Source organism: Streptomyces pratensis, from assembly GCF_016804005.1.
GTDB classification, from domain to species: domain Bacteria; phylum Actinomycetota; class Actinomycetes; order Streptomycetales; family Streptomycetaceae; genus Streptomyces; species Streptomyces pratensis_A.
In genome coordinates this window covers 3,545,956-3,566,799 of record NZ_CP051486.1, presented here as the reverse complement: position 1 = coordinate 3,566,799, position 20,844 = coordinate 3,545,956, and the positions used below count along the sequence as shown (strand labels likewise).

Annotated in this window: 12 protein-coding genes; 4 read left to right on the top strand and 8 right to left on the bottom strand. The window is 70.0% G+C overall.

All coding sequences use genetic code 11. The annotated features are described in order from the left end of the window. Nucleotides 1-6: 6 nt before the first annotated feature. Nucleotides 7-1,074 carry a 3-dehydroquinate synthase family protein gene (locus HED23_RS14675; RefSeq protein ID WP_203183866.1) on the top strand — a complete coding sequence of 356 codons (1,068 nt, stop codon included), beginning with the start codon at nucleotides 7-9 and terminating at the stop codon, nucleotides 1,072-1,074. Then, a complete protein-coding gene (locus tag HED23_RS14670) occupies nucleotides 1,071-1,505 on the top strand; it encodes a type II 3-dehydroquinate dehydratase (RefSeq protein WP_203183865.1) in 435 nt (144 codons plus the stop codon). The genes HED23_RS14675 and HED23_RS14670 overlap by 4 nt, the downstream gene beginning before the upstream one ends. A 92-nt stretch (nucleotides 1,506-1,597) precedes the next feature. Here the strand turns inward: HED23_RS14670 and HED23_RS14665 are convergent, their stop codons facing one another. Beyond that, the gene (locus tag HED23_RS14665; protein WP_203183864.1) at nucleotides 1,598-2,305 is read right to left on the bottom strand and encodes a VC0807 family protein; all 708 of its coding nucleotides are present in this window, start codon (nucleotides 2,303-2,305) and stop codon (nucleotides 1,598-1,600) included. A gap of 182 nt (nucleotides 2,306-2,487) precedes the next feature. Here HED23_RS14665 and HED23_RS14660 point away from each other — a divergent pair, with 182 nt between their 5' ends. Both HED23_RS14660 and HED23_RS14655 read left to right on the top strand, forming a co-directional pair. Beyond that, nucleotides 2,488-4,377, top strand: a complete 1,890-nt coding sequence (locus HED23_RS14660) for a sensor histidine kinase (protein ID WP_203183863.1) — start codon at nucleotides 2,488-2,490, stop codon at nucleotides 4,375-4,377. After that, nucleotides 4,329-4,988, top strand: coding sequence for a response regulator transcription factor (locus HED23_RS14655; protein ID WP_203183862.1), 660 nt, complete (start codon nucleotides 4,329-4,331; stop codon nucleotides 4,986-4,988). Before HED23_RS14660 ends, HED23_RS14655 begins: the two co-directional genes overlap by 49 nt. A 91-nt stretch (nucleotides 4,989-5,079) precedes the next feature. On the opposite strand, the gene HED23_RS14650 is transcribed toward HED23_RS14655, so the two are convergent. The 7 genes from HED23_RS14650 to HED23_RS14620 form a co-directional block, all read right to left on the bottom strand. Continuing rightward, nucleotides 5,080-7,851 carry a helix-turn-helix transcriptional regulator gene (locus tag HED23_RS14650; protein WP_238441949.1) on the bottom strand — a complete coding sequence of 924 codons (2,772 nt, stop codon included), beginning with the start codon at nucleotides 7,849-7,851 and terminating at the stop codon, nucleotides 5,080-5,082. A 935-nt stretch (nucleotides 7,852-8,786) separates the two neighbouring features. After that, nucleotides 8,787-9,974 (bottom strand): 3-deoxy-7-phosphoheptulonate synthase, encoded by a 1,188-nt coding sequence (locus tag HED23_RS14645; protein WP_203183860.1) that lies wholly within the window; start codon nucleotides 9,972-9,974, stop codon nucleotides 8,787-8,789. Between the two features lie 202 nt (nucleotides 9,975-10,176). After that, on the bottom strand, nucleotides 10,177-11,766 hold the full coding sequence (locus HED23_RS14640) for an acyl-CoA carboxylase subunit beta (protein ID WP_203183859.1): 1,590 nt from the start codon (nucleotides 11,764-11,766) through the stop codon (nucleotides 10,177-10,179). Further along, nucleotides 11,766-12,632: a metallophosphoesterase family protein gene (locus HED23_RS14635; RefSeq protein WP_203183858.1), complete on the bottom strand. Its 867-nt coding sequence runs from the start codon at nucleotides 12,630-12,632 to the stop codon at nucleotides 11,766-11,768. Before HED23_RS14635 ends, HED23_RS14640 begins: the two co-directional genes overlap by 1 nt. Continuing rightward, a complete protein-coding gene (locus HED23_RS14630) occupies nucleotides 12,625-15,651 on the bottom strand; it encodes an amino acid adenylation domain-containing protein (RefSeq protein WP_203183857.1) in 3,027 nt (1,008 codons plus the stop codon). The genes HED23_RS14635 and HED23_RS14630 overlap by 8 nt, the downstream gene beginning before the upstream one ends. 48 nt (nucleotides 15,652-15,699) lie before the next feature. Continuing rightward, a complete protein-coding gene (locus HED23_RS14625) occupies nucleotides 15,700-16,704 on the bottom strand; it encodes a TauD/TfdA family dioxygenase (protein WP_203183856.1) in 1,005 nt (334 codons plus the stop codon). 155 nt (nucleotides 16,705-16,859) lie between these two features. Beyond that, nucleotides 16,860-20,825: a type I polyketide synthase gene (locus HED23_RS14620; protein WP_420803079.1), complete on the bottom strand. Its 3,966-nt coding sequence runs from the start codon at nucleotides 20,823-20,825 to the stop codon at nucleotides 16,860-16,862. Nucleotides 20,826-20,844 lie beyond the last annotated feature (19 nt).

The following is a 20,844-nucleotide window of genomic DNA, read 5'->3' as shown; positions in this document are numbered from 1 at the left end:
GAGGACATGCCCCAGGAATACCGGCGGATCGAGGTGCCTCTCGGTGCACGGTCGTACTCCGTTCGGATCGGCCCCGGTGTGCGTCACACACTGCCCGAGGTGGTGGCCGAGCTGGGTGCGGCGCGGGTCGTGATCGTGTCCGCGCGGCCCCGGGCCTGGGTTCCGGATCCGGGTGTGCCGGCGCTGGTGCTGGAAGCGAGGGACGGCGAGGACGACAAGACCCTGGCGACGGTGGAGGAACTCTGCCGCCGGTTCGCCGAGTTCGGCCTGACCAGGACGGACGCGGTGGTCTCCTGCGGAGGCGGTACGACCACCGATTCGGTCGGCCTGGCGGCGGCGCTCTACCACCGCGGTGTCCCCGTGATCCATCTGCCCACATCGCTGCTTGCCCAGGTGGACGCGAGCGTCGGCGGGAAGACCGCCGTGAATCTCCCGCAGGGGAAGAACCTCGTCGGGGCGTACTGGCAGCCGAAGGCCGTGCTGTGCGACACCGACTACCTGGAAACGCTGCCGCGCCGGGAGTGGCTGAACGGCTACGGCGAGATCGCCAGGTGCCACTTCATCGGAGCGGGTGACCTGCGCGGCCTGTCGACGCACGAGCAGATCGCCGCGAGCGTCGCGCTGAAGGCGTCCGTCGTCGCCGCCGACGAGCGGGATTCCGGGATGCGGCACATCCTCAACTACGGGCACACGCTGGGTCATGCCCTGGAGCGGGCGACCGGCTACGCCGTCCGGCACGGCGAGGGTGTCGCCATCGGCACCGTGTTCGCCGGACTGCTGGCCGGAGCCCTGGGCCGTATCGACGAGGCGCGGGTCGCGGAACACCGCACGGTGGTGGCGGGTTACTCGCTGCCCACCGAGCTGCCGCCCGGGCCGGCCCCGGACGACCTGATCGCTCTGATGAGGCTGGACAAGAAGGCCACCACCGGCCTGTCGTTCGTCCTTGACGGACCTCGGGGGCCTGAGTTGGTGCACGACGTCCCGGAGCACACAGTCGCCCGGACACTCACCGCCATGGGAACCGCCCCCCTGCACGAACACACATCTGCCGCCGATATGGAAGGTGCGTCATGAGCACACTGCTGCTTCTCAACGGTCCCAACCTGGGCACCCTCGGACGACGTGAACCGGAGGTCTACGGGAAGGCGACCCTGGCCGACATCGAGCGCTCCGTGGCCGAGGAGGTGCGGGAGCGGGGCTGGGACGTGGTCTCGGTCCAGCGTGAGTCCGAGGGCGAACTGATCCATGCGATCCAGGACAACTACGACTCGGTCGGTGCGATCGTCAATCCGGGTGCGCTGATGATCGCGGGCTGGAGTCTGCGGGACGCCCTGGCCAGCTACCCCCGGCCGTGGATAGAGGTGCATCTCTCGAACGTCTGGGCGCGTGAGCAGTTCCGGCACGAGTCGGTCATAGCACCGCTGGCCTCAGGGATCGTCGTCGGCATGGGTGCGCTCGGCTACCAGCTGGCGGCGCGCGCCCTGCTGACGCTGACGCAGGAGTGAGTGCCCCGTCCGGGCGGAGGGCTCACGGCCCCGGGGGGGGGAGGGGCCGGTGCCTCTCTCGCACGCCCGGACGGGGGTACGGGGGGCCGCGGTCAGTGTTCGGCGGGCCGGCCGAGGCGGGCCGAAAGGCGCTTGGCGTACGCCTTGCTGAACTGCACGATCGCGATGAGCAGCACCGTGAGCAGGCCGGCGCCCAGGAGCGGAACGCTGTCGACGGGCAGGGTGTACGCCATGACCACCCGGGCCACCGCGTCGATCATGAAAGCCAGTCCCCAGGCGACGGTCAGTACCCGCATGGCCCGCCGGAACTCGGGCACCTCGTCCCAGTCCTTGCGCCAGGCGGCGGCGGTGGCCTCAGGGAGCAGCGGCATGGTCGCCTGGTAGAGGAACGGCCGTGAGGCCAGCAGCGTGCTGAGCATCCAGAGCCCGACCAGGGCTGTCAGATAGCTCTCCCTGGCCAGGACGAGCCGGGGGTCTCCGGTCAGCAGCGACACGAGCGTGGCGCTGAGCATGATGCTCAGGGAGAACAGGGTGGGCCGCTCGACCCGACGGTCCTTGATCGCCCTGTAGACCAGCCGCACCAGGGGAAGGGCGCTGCTGAGTACGAGTGCGAGCCACTGGTTCACACCCATCAGGCGGAGCCCGTAGAAGAGCAGGAGCGGCAGTGCGACGTCCAGGGCCGCCGCCTCGATGAGGACGGTGCGGGGGTTGCGCCCTGCACGTTCCGGCTGCTCGTCGTCTCCCGGAGGCGTGACGGGTTCCGTTTCCAGCCCTTCATGAACCTGCGGTGCCGGCTTCATGACGGCCTCCTCTCCTTGCTGCTCTGCTTCCGGTCCTGCTGTTGTGTTCGCCGATGACGCTACGCACGGACGGAGGTCCGCGGAATGCAGTAGGAAGCACAGTCGGGGTGCAGAAAACTGCACCTGCCCGCAGACGTGCGCGCATGTCAGACTGTTGATCACACGAGCTGCCGGGAGGTGCGATGAGCGACGGAACACGGCCTCGGGACACTTCGTGGCGGCGCGCCCTGTGCCTCGCCCCCGCCCGTGGGGTGGCGCTTGCCGTGCTCGGCGCGGCCGGTGTGCTGCTCGTCGTACCGATGGCTGTGGCCCTGTTGTCCGGCGCGGTGGGGACGCTGCTCCGGCTGCGTCGGCTGCCCGGGCTGCGACGCCGGCTGGCGGCCTCCTGGTCGCAGGTGGAGATCCCCGAACCGTACGTTCCCCATTCCTCGGAGGCCCGTGCCAGGGAAGGCGGGCTGTACCGGTACGGCAGGCGCTTGTACGCCTCCGGCAGTACCGCCGGGCGCAAGCGCGCTGCCCGGAAGATCACCCGGGATCCGGCGACCGCACGCGATCTGCTGTGGCTGCTGCTTGACCCGTTGGTCGGAGCCCCGGTGGCCGTGCTGCCCGCCGCTCTGATCGGTGCCGGTCTGGCGGGGCTCACCGCGCCCCTGTGGCACGGCGGGCCCGGTTCGGCGGGTGCGGCGGTGCTCGGCCTGGCCTCGGTGTCGGCCGGTCTCGCGGCGGGGCCGTCGTCGATCCGGCTGCACGGTCACTGGACGAGGCTGCTCCTGGGCGGTGGAGGCGTGCCCGTGGCAGGCGGCGGGACCCGCTGGTGGGTGCGGGTGTGGCGGCGGGTCCAGACGGTGGGAGCGGCGTGCCTGCTGTGCGCGCTCGCGGTGTGCGGGCTCGTACTCGCTCTGCTCCAGCTGATCGCTGCGGTGTTCTCCCTGGTCTTCGGGCTCGTGCCCGTTCTCGCCCAGGTGGTTCTGGCGAGCCGGAAGTTGGTGAACCTGTGGCGGGACCTCTTGCGCCACGGGGGCCTGGCGGACATCGCGGAGCCGTACCGGCAACAGCCTGCGGTCCCCGTCCAGGGCGCCGACGGGCATTACGCGTACGGCCGTACGCTGCACCCCGGCCCCCTGCTGCCGACATGGCTGGCCACTCGCCGGTGGGTCCTCACCGACCCGGCGACGTGGCGCGACCTCCTGTGGCTCCTGACGAATCCGGTCGTGGCGGCGGCCCTGTTGCTCGCGCCGATGGCGTCGGTCCTCGCCATGGGGCTGTGGTGGCCCGGCCCGGCCGGCGTCATGGCAACCGCGCTCGCGGCGGGGGCCGTCCTCTGGGGCTCGCCGTACACACTGCGGGTCCAGGCGCGGTGGTGCGCGCTGTTGCTGGCGCCCACCGAGCGGTCCGTGCTCGCCCGGCGTGTGCAGCAGCTGACCACGACGCGGGCAGAGGCCACGGGTGTCCAGGCGGCGGAGCTGCTGAGGATCGAACGCGATCTGCACGACGGAGCCCAGACCCGTCTGGTCGCCATCGGCATGAGCCTGCGCGCGATCGAGCACCGCCTCGGCAGTGAACAGCCCGAGCTCCGTGCGATGGCGGCGGAGGCGCGGGAGAACTCCTCCGCCGCCCTCCGCGAGCTGCGCAGTCTGGTACGTGGCGTGCATCCGCCGGTCCTGGCCGAGCGAGGGCTCGTCGACGCCGTGCGCACGCTGGCACTCGCGCACCCGCTGACGGTGGAGGTGACCGCCGACCTCCAGGGCCGGGCACAGGCGCCGGTGGCCGCCTGTGCGTACTTCTCGGTGAGCGAGGCTCTCACCAACAGTGCGAAACACTCCGGCGCCCAGCGCGTCCTGATCGACCTCCGCCACCGGGCGGGGGCACTGCGGATCACGGTGACCGACGACGGATGCGGCGGCGCCGATCCTGCCCTCGGCAGCGGGATCCGTGGTATTCAGCGGCGACTGGCCACTTTCGACGGTCTGCTCGACGTGGCCTCGCCTCCCGGCGGCCCGACCACTTTGACGATGGAGCTCCCGTGCGTGTTGTCCTCGGCGAGGACCAGTACCTCCTCAGGAAAGGACTGACCCATCTGCTGGAGGACCACGGCTTCGAACTGGCCGCCGTGGTCGAGACCGGCCCCGACCTGCTCAGTGCCCTCCTCCAGCACAGGCCTGACGTGGCACTGGTCGACGTGCGGCTGCCGCCGACCTTCACGGACGAGGGGCTCCAGGCCGCGCTGACCGCCCGCAGGGCGGTTCCCGGGCTCCCTGTGCTGGTGCTGTCCCAGCACGTGGAGCAGTTGTACGCACGGGAGTTGCTGGCGGACGGCCGTGGCGGTATCGGCTATCTCCTCAAGGACCGTGTCTTCGACGACGACACGTTCATCGACTCGGTGCGCCGCGTTGCTTCCGGCGGCACGGCCATGGACCCTGAGGTAGTCAGTCAGTTGTTCCAGTCGATGGGTCCGGTACAGGCACAGCCGTTGTCGGCGCTGACGGCGCGTGAGAGGGAGGTGCTGGCGCTCATGGCGGAGGGCAGGTCGAACGCGGCCATCTCGGAGCGGATGTCGCTCAGTGACAGTGCCGTGAGCAAGCACGCGGCCAGCATCTTCGCCAAGCTGGACCTGGTGCAGTCCACCAGTGACAACAGGCGAGTGCTGGCCGTGATCGCGTACCTCAACAGCTCACGTACGTAGGGGAAGTGGGGAGAGAAGCGAACAGGGACGTGGGGAGAGGGATGAACGGGAAGTGGGGAAGGAGGTGAACGGGGAAGTGCGGTACCGGGACTCAGCAGGCCGGGCTGGCGACGTGGAACTCGAGCTCGACCGGCAGGTCCGTCCTGCGCTTGACCCGAAGCTTCCGGAAGACCTTGGTGAGGTGCTGCTCGACCGTGCTGACGGTGATGTGCAGCTTGCTGGAGATCTCACGGTTCGTGTAGCCGAGCGAGGCGAGCGCAGCGACACGGCGCTCGGAGAGCGTCAGCACGTCCGCGGCCGACGCGGTCTCTTCCACCGGCCGGGACCAGGATTCCGTCTGCCCGGGGTGCAGCATCACCGGCTCTTCAGGACAGGCGAGCGCGGGATCCTGCTTCCGCCGCATCCCGCCCTCCTTGGCCAGCCGCCCCGCACGACGCGAGATCATCTGCGCCTTGCCGAACTCCCCCATGCCCTCGTGTGCGCAGCTGAGGTCGAAGAGCGCCTGTGTGAGGGTGAGCCGGTCACCGCTCGCCTGGAGGATCTCCACGGACTCCTTCAGGAGGCTCAGGCGCCCACGGTGGCTTGCCGTACCCGCAAGAACGCGCAGCGACGCGCCGTACGTGCGCGAGGCACGGGAACCGATGTGCGTCATCTGCTCCTTGGTGAGCGCGCGCGCCTGCTCGTGATCGCCCAGTCGGAGGAGGACCTGGGCGGCGTCCGTCCGCCACGGTACGAACGTCGGGGAATCGAGCTGCCACAGCGTCATGAGCTCACCGCAGTAGCTGAAGTCCGCGAGCGCGGCCTGCAGCCGGTCGGTCGCAAGGTAGTAGTGGCCCCGGGCGCGCAGATACATCAGTCCGTACCGGGTCTGGAACATGGCGGCCGGGACCGCCTCGCGCAGGTACCTGCGGGCGCTCTCGAAGTCCCCTCGGGCCGTGACGGCCTGGAGAAGGGTGCCCAGTGTGGCTCCCACGCCCACGCCCCAGCCGCCCACGCCGATCATCGTCAGCGCCTTGACCGCGTACCGCTCGGCCTGCACCAGATCGCCTTCCCGCAGGGCGATCTCCGCCCGCAGCCCGGACAGGGCCGCTTGCCACGTCACCACACCGCGGGTGTCGGCTTCGGCGAGCAGCGCGTCACACCAGCGCTCCGCCAGGACCGGCTGCTCCGCGTAGATGAGCGTCTGGAGGGCCCAGCAGACGGATTCGACCATCTCGTCGTTCAACTGGCTGCTCTGCAGGATCCGTTCGGCCACCCTGATGCACCGCTCGTCCGCGCCGGCGGTCTCCGCGAGGACCGAGCTGAGCACGGCCGAGGCCTGCGCCTGCTGGCCCGGCGGCGTGGTCGCGTTGTCGAAGAAGTGGTTGCTCCCGCCGGATCCGTGCGGGATGAACTGCGGATAGGCGTGTCTGAGCAGGTTGTGCACACCCGTCAGTACGGCGCTCGGCGCTTCGTTCGCGGAGGGTCTGAGGCAGGACAGGTGCTTGATGAGTTCCGTGGCCTCCTGGATCCGCCCGTGCCACATGAGCACCCGCAGCAGGTATGCCGTCTGCTCGACGTCGAGGTGGCCTTCTCGCTGCGCCTCGAAGAGCGGTGTCAGGTGGCGGACGGCACCTTCCGGGTCGCTGCGCCACTTGATCTGGACGAGCAGCATCCGCAGCAGGGCACGCTGCCGTTCGCCGGTGCACACGGAGAGCGCGAACTCGATGTACCGGATCGCCGGTTCCTCGTCATCGGCGGCCAGCGACTCCTCCGCCGCCCGTTGCAGTACCGCGATGGCCCAGTCCGCGCTCACGTGCTTCGCCGCCACGAGGTGGTCCGCGACATCGGTGACGCTGCCGCCGCAGTCGCTCAGCAGCTGCGCGGCACGCGTGTGCAGTTCCGCCAGCATCTGCGGGGCCAGGTCGTCATAGACGGCCGCACGTGTCAGCCGGTGCCGGAACCGGCCGTCCTCGATTATTCCCAGCGTCTGCAGTGACTGCAGAGGCCGGCGCAGCGCGTCGGGTCCCCGGCCGAGGAACTCCGCGATCCGGTGCGTCGAGCCGGTGGCGTCGAGTACGGCCAGCCCCCTGGCGGCCTCGAGTTCGTCAGGTCCGCTGCGGCGCAGGCAGGTGAGGACGGCCTGCCGGAAACTCTCGCCGAGAGAGGAGCAGTCCGCCCGGCCGGGCAGTTCCCCGGACTCGGCGTGGTCCTCGATGAGGGCCCTCACCAGAAGCCGGTTGCCGCCGGTCATCCGGTGGGCCTCCTGCGCGTGCCGTGCCACGTCCTGGCCGAGGTGCTGTGAGCACATCTCGCTGACGCCGTCCGCCGTCAGGGGTGCCAGCCGGACCCTGTGGAACTGTGTCTGGCGGACCAGCTCGATGCGGAAGGCGGGGTGCACCGACCAGTCCCCCGACGATTCCGCGAGTACGAGCAGGATGCGGGAGGACCGCAGCCGGTTGACCAGGCGCATCACACAGTCCATCGACGGCTCGTCCGCGTGGTGCACATCGTCCACCACGACGACCAGCGGCGCCTGTTCGGAGAGATCGAGCAGCATGGCCGCCGCCGTGCGGGAGACATCCGACGCGACGCCCGAGGCGAAGAGCTCCGCGAGCGGTTCCGCGGGCGCCGGCAGGCAGTCGAGCAACTGACGCAGCACGGCGAACGGTACCGTCCGGTCGGTTCTCGTCGCGGTCGCGTTCAGGAGCAGGGCTCCCTCGTCCGTACACAGGTCAGCGAACGAGCGGAGTAGCTCGGTCTTGCCACTTGCCACCGCCCCACTGACAAGCCCTATCTTTCCATGCCCCTTGAAAGTGGCAGTAAGAAGATTTCTGAGCAGTTGGACGTCATGCTCACGTTCAACAAGTGCCACTGGCACCATCATCCCCCATTGTGACCATTTTCGTGACATCTAGGAGCGGTGGCTGCTGCACCAAAGGCTCAAAATCGCGCCTCACTCCGCGACTACCCCGTCCGGTTCGGCCGCCGCTTGACGCCACACCGGCTATAGCCAGGGACTAAAAACAGTCGCTGGAATCCCTCTCCAATTGGAACACTAGCTCCACCCCCCTCCCCCTGCAAACCCCTACTCAAAGTACACAACGTCCCTTTGCGCGGGTTCCGCTTTGCACCCCCACAGGCCGACGCCTCCCACCTGGCGTTCCGTCAAATCCAAGGTTGAAACCTCAAGTTAGGCTCAAATGCCCACGTCCCGACCACCGGGACCCCCCTCATTCGGCCCTCGCCGGACATAGGGGTATGACCCACGCGGCATAGGGGATCGGGCTCCGCATCCGACAGCACCCCCACCCCTGCACGAGCAGGGTCCGTTGCAGGATCCGTACGGAAGTCCGACGGCCCCTCATGGTGCAGACCGAGTCACGAGGCTGGAAGTCGGGCATTGGCGGCACCTGGCGGCGGGTGGCACACCGGCCTGCTTTGATGGCGATATCCGTCCGCTCGGCCCGGACGCGGCGACACCCGCCGGTCGCGCGGCCGGAATGCGACGGACACCTGGGGCGCGGTGACGCCGGTGGGCGGCGTTCTGCGGCCGGGGGTCCGCAGCCACCGCCGGGTGCGTGTTCCGTCAGGCCGGGTCGAGCCAGGGGGCGGGGGCGGAGAGGCCGAGGCAGGAGGCCTGGCAGGGGTCCTGACGGTGCGCCACCGCGCTCATGACGCGGCCCCGCGGGCCCGCCCGCCGGCCGGCCCGGCCACCGGCACCACTGCGCCGGGACGACCGGCGCCATTGGTTGAGCCAATGAAAGTATGCGGGAATCCCCAGCATGGACGCCTGACGGCGACTTTCAGTTCCAGAAATCAACTGCGGAGCATCTCCGCCATAAGAAAGGCCAACTCCACAGATTGTTGTTCATTCAACCGAGGACCGCATTCCGCCCCGAATCCGCCACCCCGCTCCGTGTCGGATTTATCCTGTGCGCCCGTGGTTTCGAAATACATCCCGCCCGGATGGGTCCCCAGTGCGCGATGTACATCGATGTATCCGCGCACTTCGTCGACGACTCGCGAGAAGGAACACGCGGTGATGCCGGCCGTCGGCTCGTGGGGGCGGCCGTGCATCGGGTCGCAGCTCCACACCACTTGATGGCCGGACGCCGTCACCTTCTCGACGATGGGCGGAAGTACGTCACGGACCCGGTCGCCGCCCATCCGGCTGATCAGCGTGACCCGGCCCGGCCGTACGTGCGGATCGAGTCTCCGCACGTACTCCACGGCCTCTTCCGGTGCCGTCGTCGGCCCGATCGTGAGGCATACCGGATTGGCCAGCAGCTCGGCCTGGGCGAGGTGGGCGTCGTCCGGCTGCCGGGCCCGCTCACCGATCCGGAACTGGTGCGCTGAAAGCGCCCACAGCTGCGGCTCGTCCCCGGACTCCTCCCGGGCCATGTGGGGCATCACGTGGCCGGGCAGCGGCTCGTGGCTCGCGAACACCTTCGTGGTCCGCAACGGACGGTCGTCGGCCCCCCAGGCGGCCATGAACCTCAGACCGCGGTCGATCTCGGCGGAGAGCGCCTCGAATCGGCTGCCCCCCGGGGTGTCGCGCACGAACTCCCGGTTCCAGCCCTGCACCTGACGCACATCGGCGATGCCGTGCTCGCCGGTCACCGCTCGGATCATGTTCATCGCCACAGCGGCGTCCGCGTGGGCCCTGCCTGGTCCGACGGAGCACGGCCCGGTGTGCCGGGCGGCCAGCCGGGCGATCTTGACGACCGGCACCCTGGCGGCATGGGTCAGGATCACCGACATCTGCAGCAGGGTGCGGACGAGTCCGCCCACTCGCCGGTCGGTGAACGGCTGCGCGCATGTGCTGCCTTGCAAGACAAAGGCCTCGCCTCGGGCGGCCGTGGCCATCAGGGTGCTGAGGTCGTCGACCTCGTCCGGCAGGACCAGCGGGACCTGAGCGGGCGGCGTCGCCCCCACCTCGTACGGCCGGATCAGCGGCGTGGCTCCCGGGCCGGGGCCGGGGAGGTCGGACGGCTCATTCGTCATGGTCCCTCGCGGTCTCTGGGCACTGGGGTCTGCACGGTGGCCGTCGTGCCCTCGAACGCCGGACGTACCACGCCGACGGGCATCGGCCCTTTCGCGGAACCGAGGGGACGGAGGTGGAGACGGCCCGCCGGCGGCTGTGGAGATCAGCCGGTCCGGCGTACGAGAACATGCGCGCGCGGCGGCTGCCCGACCCGGGCTTCCGCTATTGCGGGGGGTTGCCGTGCTTGCGGGACGGCAGGTCCGCGTGCTTGTTGCGGAGCATCGCGAGCGAGGAGATCAGCACCTCGCGCGTCTCGGCGGGGTCGATGACGTCGTCGACCAGGCCGCGCTCCGCCGCGTAGTAGGGGTGCATCAGCTCGGCCTTGTACTCCTTGACCATGCGTGCCCGCATGGCTTCGGGGTCCTCGGCGTCGGCGATCTGACGGCGGAAGATGACGTTGGCGGCGCCCTCGGCGCCCATCACCGCGATCTCGTTGGTGGGCCACGCGTAGGTCAGGTCGGCACCGATGGACTGGCTGTCCATGACGATGTAGGCACCGCCGTAGGCCTTGCGCAGGATCAGCGAGATCCTCGGCACCGTGGCGTTGCAGTACGCGTACAGCAGCTTCGCACCGTGCCGAATGATCCCACCGTGCTCCTGATGGACGCCCGGCAGGAAGCCGGGTACGTCCAGCAAGGTGACGATGGGAATGTTGAAGGCGTCACACATCTGGACGAATCGCGCGGCCTTCTCGGACGCCTCGATGTCCAGCACACCGGCCAGCGCCTGCGGCTGGTTCGCCACGATCCCCACGACCTGGCCGTCGAGCCGGGCCAGCGCGCACACGATGTTCCGCGCCCAGCGCTCGTGGACCTCCAGGAAGTCGCCGTCGTCGACGAGCACCTCGACGACCTTGTGCATGTCGTACGGACGGCTGCCGTCGGCCGGGACCAGATCCAGGAGGGCCTCACTCCGCCGGTCGGCCGGGTCGTCGTTGTATACCGTCGGCGGGTTCTCGCGGTTGTTGGACGGGAGCATCCCGATCAGGTAGCGGACCTCGGCGATGCAGGTCTCCTCGTCGTCGTACGCGAAGTGCGCGACGCCCGAGGTCTCGGCGTGCACGTCCGCGCCGCCCAGCCCGTTCTGCGTGATCTCCTCACCGGTGACCGCCTTGACGACGTCCGGGCCGGTGATGAACATCTGCGAGGTCTCACGGACCATGAAGACGAAGTCGGTCAGCGCCGGGCTGTAGGCCGCGCCGCCCGCGCACGGGCCGAGCATCACACTGATCTGCGGGATGACACCGGAAGCACGCGTGTTGCGCTGGAAGATCCCGCCGTACCCGGCGAGCGCGGAGACACCCTCCTGGATACGCGCACCGGCGCCGTCGTTCAGCGACACCAGCGGGGCACCGGCCGAGATGGCCATGTCCATGATCTTGTGGATCTTCGTGGCGTGGGCCTCGCCCAGCGCCCCGCCGAAGATCCGGAAATCGTGCGCGTAGACGAAGACCGTCCGGCCCTCCACCGTGCCCCAGCCGGTGATCACACCGTCGGTGTACGGCTTCTTCGCCTCCAGCCCGAAACCGGTCGCCCGGTGCCGCCGCAGCTGCTCGACCTCCTTGAACGACCCCTCGTCCAGCAGCAGCGCGATGCGCTCCCGCGCGGTCAGCTTCCCCTTCGCGTGCTGCGCCTCGGTCGCCCGGTCACTCGGTCCACGCCGGGCCTGCTCGCGCAGCGCCAGCAGTTCGGCCACCCGGCCACGCGTGGCCGATCCGGGTACTACGGCAGGGCGCTCGTACGAAACGGTCATCACACCGGCTCTCTGTGAGGAGAGGCGACGGTCGGCAGGATCCGGACCAGCCGGCCCGGGGTGCCCTGACGCCGTTGCCATTCGCGGGGGTACCCCAGAGAGACCTCCTGGTGCGGTACACCGTCGCAGTGGATCACTCTGGGGATGTGCAGGTGTCCGTAGACCACCGACCTGGCACGGAACCGCGTGTGCCAGTCGGCGGTCGCCGTGGTTCCGCACCACAGCGCGAACTCCTGCCGCCAGAGCACCCGCGTCGGTTCGCGCACGAGCGGCCAGTGGTTGACCAGGACGGTGGGCAGGTCCTCCGGGAGGGCCGAGAGACGTGCCTCGGTGATCCGCACACGGGCCCGGCACCATGCTTCCCGGCTCGGGTAGGGGTCCGGATGCAGCAGGAACTCGTCGCTGCAGACCACCCCGGCCTCCTCGGCCACCTGGAGCGCCGCCGTCTTGGAGTACGTCCCAGGAGGACGGAACGAGTAGTCGTACAGGAGGAAGAGCGGTGCTACGGCGACGGGGCCGCCCTCGCCTTCCCACACCGGGTACGGGTCCTCGGGAGTGGCAACTCCGAGCTTGCGGCAGATGTCCACGAGGTGCAGGTAGCGCTGCTCGCCGCGCAGTTGCACGGGGTCGTCGGGGGCGGTCCAGAGTTCGTGGTTGCCCGGCGCCCAGATGACCTTGGCGAACCGGTTGCGAAGGGTGCGCAGCGCCCACTCGATGTCCGAGACGATCTCACCGACGTCACCGGCGACGATCAGCCAGTCCTCGTCGTTCTCCGGTCTGATCCGGTCGACGATCTTCCTGTTCTCGTCGTAGCGGACGTGGACGTCGCTGATCGCGACGATGCTCGCCCGCCCCGGGTCAGCCATCTGTGGCCGCCCGGCCGTCACGCGCGCGCTCGGCGATCTCCGAGACCTTCGAGAGGGTGGGCCGTCCGAGGATCACCGGCAGGGCCGCCATGAACTCCCGCTCCCGCCGGGCGCCCACGATCTCGTCGCTGACCGCGGCGAGCATGGCGAGCAGGGTCGCGGAGTCGCCCCCGAGCCCGTGGAAGTCCGTGTCACCACCGAGCCGGTTGACGTCCACCGCGAGGACGCGCGCCCAGATCTTGGCCACCTCCTCCTCGACCTCACTGCGCGACTTCGCCTCCGCGGCCGCGGCATCGGCCTGCGGCCCGGTGAACGGCACCGGCAGGGCGGCGACGTCCACCTTCTCGTTGACCGTGCGGGGCAGTTCGGGGACCACCGTCGTCGTGGTGGGCACCATGTAGCGGGGCAGAAGACCGGCGACGTGGGCCGTGAGCCGCTCCACGGGGACCTCTTCGCGCAGGACCACGTAGGCGCACAGCACCTTGTCGGTGGTGCCGGGCCTGACCAGCCCGGTGACGAAGGCCGTGGCCACCGCCGGGTGTTCCTCCAGGGCCTTGGCGACCTCGGCGGGCTCGATGCGGTAGCCGAGCACCTTGACCTGCTCGTCGTTGCGGCCAACGGACTCCAGTTCACCGGAATCCAGCATTCTGGCCAGGTCACCGCTGCGGTAGACGCGGGTGCCGTCGGCGAGGGCCGTGAACCGTTCGCGGACGAGATCGGGCCGGCCCCGGTAACCACGGGCCAGTTGGTCGCCGGCGAGGTACATCTCACCGACCTCGCCCGGGGCGACGTGACGGCCGTCCCCGCCGATCAGGTGGATCCGGGTGTTGTCCGTCGGGACGCCGATGGGCACCGACGGCAGGTCCGCGTCGTGCTCCGGATCGAAGCGTCGCGTCATACAGCCGATGGTCGTCTCGGTGGGGCCGTACTCGTTGAAGATGCCGCACTGCGGCCCGAAGAGCTGCTGGGCCCGGTCGGCGACGGCACCACGGAGGAGTTCCCCGCCGGCGATCACCGCGCGGAATCCGGCCGGGGCCAGGCCCAGTCTGCCGATGAGGTCCAGATGCGTGGGGGTGAGCTTGAGGGCGTTGGCCCCGGAGTTCTCCAGCATGTCGCGCAGCACCACGTGGTTGGGCTCGTCGGGCACCAGCGCGATCGATCCGCCTGCCAGCACGGGCAGGAAGATCGCGGTGTTGGAGAGGTCGAAGGCGAGGGAGGTGAACAGCGGGAACCGGGTGGTGGAATCCACCCCGTAGACGCGGGTGGCCCAGCTGATGAAGGTGGCGAGCTGACGGTGCTCGATCTCCACACCCTTGGGGCGCCCGGTCGAACCCGAGGTGTAGATGACGTACGCGAGGTCCTCCGGGCGCACCTCGACGCCCTCGGGGCGGCGGTCCGAGGGCTCCAGCGTCTCGAGCACCACCACGTCACAGCCTGAGTCAGGGGTGAGGCGGCGCTCGGCATGGGCGTGCTCGACGAGGCATACGGTGGCCCCGGCGTCCGCCACCAGGTCGGCGAGCCGGTGATCGGGTTGCTGCGGATCGAGCGGCAGGTAGGCCGCACCCGCTTTCAGCACCCCCCAGATGGCGGCCATCGCCGCGACCGTACGGCCGGCCAGCAGGCCCACGACATCGTCGCGTCCGATGCCCCGGTCCAGCAGCGCGACGGCGACGGCGTCCGCCCGCCTGTCCAGCTCGCTGAAGGTCACGTCACCCTCGGGGCCGGTCAGTACGACCGCACCGGGTGTACGGGAGACCTGGCGGTGGAACTGCTCGACGGCGGTCCCCGGGCGGGCGAGCGCACGCTGGGTCCCGTTGCCGTCCCACTCCCGGTACGCCCGCGGGGACAGGGCCTCCTCGATGCGGTCGAGCAGTGCCTCCGCACGGTCCGGGGTCTGCGGACCGTCGTACCAGCCGATGGTGATCTCGGTGCGGTCGCCGAACTCGACCGCGTTGATCTCCGGTGGCCCCAGGGGACCGGAATTGGGCAGCGAGTAGACGGTGGTGGCGTGGAACGAACCCGTGCTGAAGACGGCGGGGGCGACCCTGCCCATGTGGGAGAGCGTCGCCAGGCTGCTGTAGCAGCCCTGCTGTGCCGAGTAGGCGTCCAGCCCCATGATCTGCTGGTGCAGTTCCGTCAGGTCCTGGCCGGGCAGTGAGGGGTCGACGCGGGCCGCCAGGTCCTGACCGGTGGACAGGACTGCCAGCAGTCGCTCGTGGGCCTGCTCCCAGCCGGCGTCGCCCTGCACCTCGTACAGCGGATTGTTCGTGAGGTTGCCGGTCGAGCGGACTCCGGGCAGGTACCTGCGCAGGTCGACCGGGACGAGGAACCTGCCGGTGCGCAGGCCGCACGCCTGGGTGACGGTTCGGGCGATCTTGGCGACGAGCGCGGGGTGCGTGCCGTCGACGGTGCGCCTGCGCCAGAAGAAGTCGTGCTGGCCCTGCGGGCGGGAACCGAGTGCGGACGGCCAGTCGAGGTCAGGGGTGATGTCCCGTTCCTCCGGGGCGCCGGCCTGCTCGATCAGTTCGTTCTCGGTGATGCGTGAGAGGGCTCCCACGGGTTCCTCGCCACGCAGTACCCGGAAGATGTCCTCCGCCCAGGTGCGCACGCCCTGGCCGTCCATGACCCCGTGGAAGGCTCGCACGATCAGCGTGTCCGACTCCTCGCCCGTGAGGAGCAGGAGCTCGCAGGTGGGCCCTCCGTCGTTGCCCATCAGGGGGCTGTGCAGTTCGGCGGCGTCGGCGAAGGTGTGCCGGTCGACCCGGTCACCGGGCAGAACCCGTACGGCCGGTGCCACACCACTGTCGACCCAGGTCATGCCCTGCCGGGTGAGCCGCGCCCCGGGGCAGGCCCGGGACGCGGTCGCGACGGCGCCGATCAGCTCGGCGTGGCCGATGTGACCGTCCCCTTCGATGACGATCTGGATGACACCCGGGACCGACTCGGGGTACACCAGGAACCATGTCTCGGTGGGCGACACAGGCCGGCTGTAGACGTTGTCGTCCTCACCCGCGGACATGGGGATACCTCTTTCGTTTCGGGTCGGTCGGGGGTGCGTCACGTCCGGTCAGCGAACCGTTTCGGGAGCGCCGAGTACCTGGCCGTCCGCACTGCGCATGACGCGGGACTTGCGGAAGTCGAGGTGGACGAAGACTCGTTGCAGCCAGCGGTCCCGGCCGTCGTAGCGGGGCTGGAAGGAGTTACGGCCGTGCAGGGCCAGCCGGTTGTCGACGAAGGCGAGGTCGCCGGGGCCGAGGATCAGCGTGTGGGCGACCCGTTCGATGACGCCCTCCAGCTCGGTCATGGCCTGCGCGGCTTCGTCGTCGGACGGGATCGTGCTGCTGAAGTCCACCTTGAGATCGGGGTCCTCGAAACTGCCGGCGAGGATTCCGTGGGGCTCCTCCAGGCCGTCGGCGATCTCGAAGGAAGCCGGCGCCATGGTCACGAAGCGCGGCTGGTGGAGAATTTCCCTGGTCCGGGCGGAAAGCAGCGGAACTGCGTTGCGCACGGAGGCGACGCGCAGGCCGGCGACGTTCTCGTGGTCGTTCCGCAGGCACATCAGGCCCACCAGGTCGGGCTTGTGCTCGTGGAAAGCGTTCTCGGTGTGCATGTTGAGCTTGATGGATCCCGCATTCCCCTGGAATTGCTCCATTCCGGGAACGGGGACCACGTCCTGCACGAGCGCGCCTGTCTTCTCCTTGTCGAACGCGATCACTTCGCCCATGGCCATGGCGATGAGCATCAGCGCGGACGCCGGCGTGGTGGTCCCGCGCTGGACGGAGCCCCGTACCGACGGCGTGTCGGGCACGTTCTCCACGTCGACCGGCAGGTTTCGCACCAGGAGCATGGCCTCGCGGCCGGAGTTCCACGTGAACCGGCGCAACGTCCGGCGCAGCCTCGTGGGCAGCCCGCAGGAGAGCTCCCGGGCGGCGGACGTCCAGCGGGGGTCGTCGTTCAGGCGTGGACCGAAGTCACGCAGTTGCTCGGCCAGAAGGGTCAGTTCATCCTTCTCCTGACCGTCGAGCGATATCTGGGCATCGTCGCCGATTTTCGGCTTGACTTCGGCAGGCATAATTCAACCATTCGTGGGCAGAGTTGATGCGAAGGAACGGGCTCGCCAAGTCGACTCCGGTCCGCAGACTATGGATTCGGCCGAATTGACGGCAACCCCTATCTATCGTCCGCAGACCCCTGTACGGGGGTGGTGCGGATTCGGTGTGTTTGTGTTCAGCACCCTTGCTCCGTCAGCCATTCGCGTATCCGGTGCGCCAGGGGCCCCGCGTGTTCGCCGAGCATTGTGAAGTGGTTCCCCTCGGTGTCGGTGACCGAGTGGGGCAGGGGCCAGACGGCATGCCAGTCACCTTCGCCCGCCCACGCGCGCAGGGGCTCACCGGCCCGTACCAGGAGTGTGGGTACGTCGACGGGCTGCGCCCGGCACGCGTACAGGAAGGGAAGGTATGCGGCCCACGCTGTGGCGCGGAAGTCGTCCATGGGCGTGTAGGCGTCGTCACGTTCGACCATGCCGTCGAGCAGTTCGGGCATCCAGGTGGCCATCACCTCGCTGTCGGCGGGATAGCTGTCCAGCAGGATCACGGCGGCCGGCGGCCGGCCTTGCCGGTCCAGTTCGTGGGAGAGCGCGTTGGCGAGCAGCGCACCCCCGGAGTGGCCGGTGACGACGAACGGTCTGTCGCCCACCGTGCGCAGGACCGCGTCGGCGTGTGTACGCATCAGCACGTCGAAGTTCTCGGGGAGCTTCTCGCCCTCGGCGAAGCCGGGGTGCGGAAGCGCGTACACGTCGCGTTCCCCGCGGAAGCCCGCCGCGAGGCGCGCGTATTCGTGGGGTCCGGAGAGCATCGACATCGTGCAGAGGCAGATGAGCGGGAGGCCTTCTCCCTTCGCCAGGCGGACCACGGGGGCCGGCTGGGCGGGTGGCGCCTCGCTGTCGTAGACGTCCCGGAACGCCGCGAGCTGCATCAGCACCTTCGCGTATTCCACTGTCTGACCGGTGGAGCGGGTGTGCTGGAGGAGGGAGCCCAGGATGCCGCCTCTCGGCCCCCCGGGGAGCGGCGCGACTTCGTCGCCGTCGCCGTCGCCGTCGCCGTCCAGCATGGCGGAGAGGTGGCGGGCCAGGCGGGTGGGTGTGGGGTGGTCGAAGAGCAGGGTGGCCGACAACTCCTCGGTTCCGAGCACCCTTTGGAGACTGTTGCGGAGCTCCAGGGCGGTCAGGGAGTCGAAGCCCTGCTCCAGGAAGTCCCGTGCCGTGTCCACTTCCTCCGCCGATGGGAGCCCCAGTGCGGCAGCGGCCCACGTGGTGACGACTTCCAGGAGCAGTGTGTGCCGGTCGGCCGGGGTGGCGCCGGCCAGCCGCTCCGCCAGGGCCTCCTGGGCTTCGGCGGGCGGGGTGTCCTCGGCCGTCTCGACGACCGCCTGGCCTGGGGCTGCCTGACCGGGGGTGTGGGCGGGAGGGGCGGGCCAGTACCGGCGCCGCTGGAAGGCATAGGTGGGCACATCGGTCAGGCGGGCGTCCCGTCCGGCGAACACCGCCGCCCAGTCGACGGGCAGGCCGTGCACGTGGAGCTCGGCCAGAGCTGTGAACAGGGCGCGCACCGGCGAGCGGTCGCGCCGCTGTGTCGCGACGAGGAGGGGCGGCCCCGGCTCGCCCCGGCCGGCGAGGCAGTCCTGGGTGAGGGCGGTGAGCACGCCGTCCGGGCCGATCTCCAGGAAGGTGCCGACCCGGTCGTCGTGCAGCCGCTGTACCGCGTCGGCGAACCGGACGGTGTCCCTGACGTGCCGCGTCCAGTGGCCGGGGCTGAGCGCCTGGTCCGAGGTGAGGGGCGCGCCGGTCGTCGCGCTGACGAGGTCGGTCCGCGCCGGCCGGAAGGTCAGCTTCGTGGCGACCGAGTGGAGATCGTCCAGCATGGCGTCCATGTGCGCCGAATGGAAGGCGTGGCTGGTCCGCAGCTCCTTGTGCCTGCGTCCCTGCTTCGTCCAGAGGGTCACGATGTCCTGGACCTCGTCCCGGTCACCGGACAGGACCACGGACGCAGGTCCGTTGACGGCGGCGATCGACACACCGGTTCCGGAACCGATGAGGTCCTGGACCTCCTGTTCGGACGCCTCGACGGCCACCATCAGGCCGCCGGCCGGCATGGCCTGCATCAGCCGGCCGCGGGCCGCGACGAAGGTGCACGCGTCCTCCAGCGACAGGACCCCCGCGACATGCGCCGCCGTGAGCTCGCCCAGTGAGTGGCCGGCGACCGCGTCGGGGCGCACTCCCCAGCTCTCCAGCAGCCTGTACATGGCGACTTCGAACGCGAAGAGCGCGGGCTGGGCGAACTCGGTCCGGTCCAGCTCGGCCGGGTCCGCGCCCGACATCACCACGCGCAGGGACGTGTCCAGATGCGGGTCGAATCCGTCGCAGACGGCGTCCAGGGCCGCAGCGAACGCGGGGAAGGCCGCGTACAGCTCGTCCGCCATGCCCGGTCGCTGGCTGCCCTGCCCGGTGAAGAGGAAGGCGATGCCTTCCCCTGCCCGGTCCTCGCTCCGGACCAGACCCGGGGCCGCCTCGCCGCGGGACAGGGACGTGAGTCCGCGGACGAGGCCGTCGCGGTCGTCGGCCAGGACCACCGCTCGGCGGTCGAGGGCCGCGCGGGAGACGGCCAGGGAGTACCCGAGATCCGTCGGGGACAGGCCGGGATCGTCGCGCAGCCGGTCCAGGAGCCGCGTCGCCTGGTCTCTCAGAGCTTCCTCGGTGCGGGCGGACACCAGGAACGGAACGAAGGGGAGCTCGGTGGTGGGGCCGGTGGCGGGCTCGTCGGCGGGTGCCTCTTCGAGGATCAGGTGCGCGTTGGTCCCGCTGAGCCCGAAGGCCGAGACGCCCGCACGCCGGAGCCTTCCCGTGTCGGGCCAGGGTGTGGTCCGGGTCAGCAGGGACACCGCGCCGCCCGTCCAGTCGACGTGGGGGGTGGGAGCGTCGATGTGCAGGGTCCGGGGCAGAACCCCGTGACCGAGTGCGAGGACGGTCTTGATGGCGCCGACGGCACCGGCGGCGGCCTGGGTGTGCCCGAGGTTCGACTTGACGGTGCCGAGGAACAGGGGCCGGTCCGCCGGACGGTCGCGGCCGTAGGCGGCGAGCAGGGCCTGGGCCTCTATCGGGTCGCCGAGCACCGTGCCGGTGCCGTGCGCCTCCACCGCGTCCACGTCGGCCGGGGTCAGTTCCGCGTCGGCGAGCGCCTGGGCGATCACGCGGCGCTGGGCCGGCCCGCTGGGAGCTGTCAGTCCGTTGCTCGCACCGTCCTGGTTGACCGCACTGCCGCGCAGCACGGCCAGCACCTTCCGGCCGTTCCGACGGGCGTCGGACAGGCGTTCCAGGAGGATGACGGCCGCTCCTTCGCCCCAGCCCGTCCCGTCGGCTCCGGCGGCGAACGACTTGCAGCGGCCGTCGCCGGCGAGTCCTCGCTGTTTGCTGAACTCGACGAACGCGCCGGGGGTAGCCATCACCGTCACCCCGCCCGCGAGCGCCAGCGAGCACTCCCTGTCGCGGAGCGATCTGGCGGCGAGGTGGATCGCGACCAGGGACGACGAGCAGGCGGTGTCGACCGTGATCGCCGGGCCCTGGAGGCCGAGGATGTACGCGACCCGGCCGGAGATGACGCTGCCCGCGCCGCCCGTGAGCAGGTAGCTGTCACTGCCCTGGGCATCGCCGTACATCCCCGCGCTGTATCCCGAGGAGGAGGCTCCCACGAACACGCCGGTGCCGGTGCCGCGCAGGGACGACGGGGCGATCCCGGCCCGCTCGAACAGCTCCCACGACGACTCGAGCAGCAACCGCTGCTGCGGGTCCATCGCCAGGGCCTCGCGGGGGCCGATGCCGAACAGAGCGGCGTCGAAGGCGTCGGCGTCGTGGACGAATCCGCCCTCAGGGGTGATGCCCGCGTCACCCAGTCCGCGCAGCCAGTCCACGTCCCAGCCACGGCCGTCCGGGACGGACGACATGGCGTCCGTGCCGTCCATGACGAGGCGCCACAGGTCCTCCGGCGATCGCACGCCGCCCGGCAGACGGCAGCTCATCGCCACGACGGCGACCGGCTCCGCCCGCTCGTCGACGAGACGCTGATGCTGTCGGCGCAGTCGTTCGTTCTCCACGAGAGAGGCCCGTAGCGCTTCGACGATCTCTTCGACCTGCGTCCCCATCATGAGCTCCACGCTGTTC

Bases quoted from the DNA above. Each gene is read 5' to 3' on its own strand.
- HED23_RS14660 (WP_203183863.1), top strand. From the start codon at position 2,488: ATGAGCGACGGAACACGGCCTCGGGACACTTCGTGGCGGCGCGCCCTG.
- HED23_RS14625 (WP_203183856.1), bottom strand. From the start codon at position 16,704: ATGCCTGCCGAAGTCAAGCCGAAAATCGGCGACGATGCCCAGATATCG.
- HED23_RS14635 (WP_203183858.1), bottom strand. From the start codon at position 12,632: ATGGCTGACCCGGGGCGGGCGAGCATCGTCGCGATCAGCGACGTCCAC.
- HED23_RS14630 (WP_203183857.1), bottom strand. From the start codon at position 15,651: ATGTCCGCGGGTGAGGACGACAACGTCTACAGCCGGCCTGTGTCGCCC.
- HED23_RS14670 (WP_203183865.1), top strand. From the start codon at position 1,071: ATGAGCACACTGCTGCTTCTCAACGGTCCCAACCTGGGCACCCTCGGA.
- HED23_RS14650 (WP_238441949.1), bottom strand. From the start codon at position 7,851: ATGGTGCCAGTGGCACTTGTTGAACGTGAGCATGACGTCCAACTGCTC.
- HED23_RS14665 (WP_203183864.1), bottom strand. From the start codon at position 2,305: ATGAAGCCGGCACCGCAGGTTCATGAAGGGCTGGAAACGGAACCCGTC.
- HED23_RS14645 (WP_203183860.1), bottom strand. From the start codon at position 9,974: ATGACGAATGAGCCGTCCGACCTCCCCGGCCCCGGCCCGGGAGCCACG.
- HED23_RS14640 (WP_203183859.1), bottom strand. From the start codon at position 11,766: ATGACCGTTTCGTACGAGCGCCCTGCCGTAGTACCCGGATCGGCCACG.
- HED23_RS14620 (WP_420803079.1), bottom strand. From the start codon at position 20,825: ATGGGGACGCAGGTCGAAGAGATCGTCGAAGCGCTACGGGCCTCTCTC.
- HED23_RS14675 (WP_203183866.1), top strand. From the start codon at position 7: ATGCCCCAGGAATACCGGCGGATCGAGGTGCCTCTCGGTGCACGGTCG.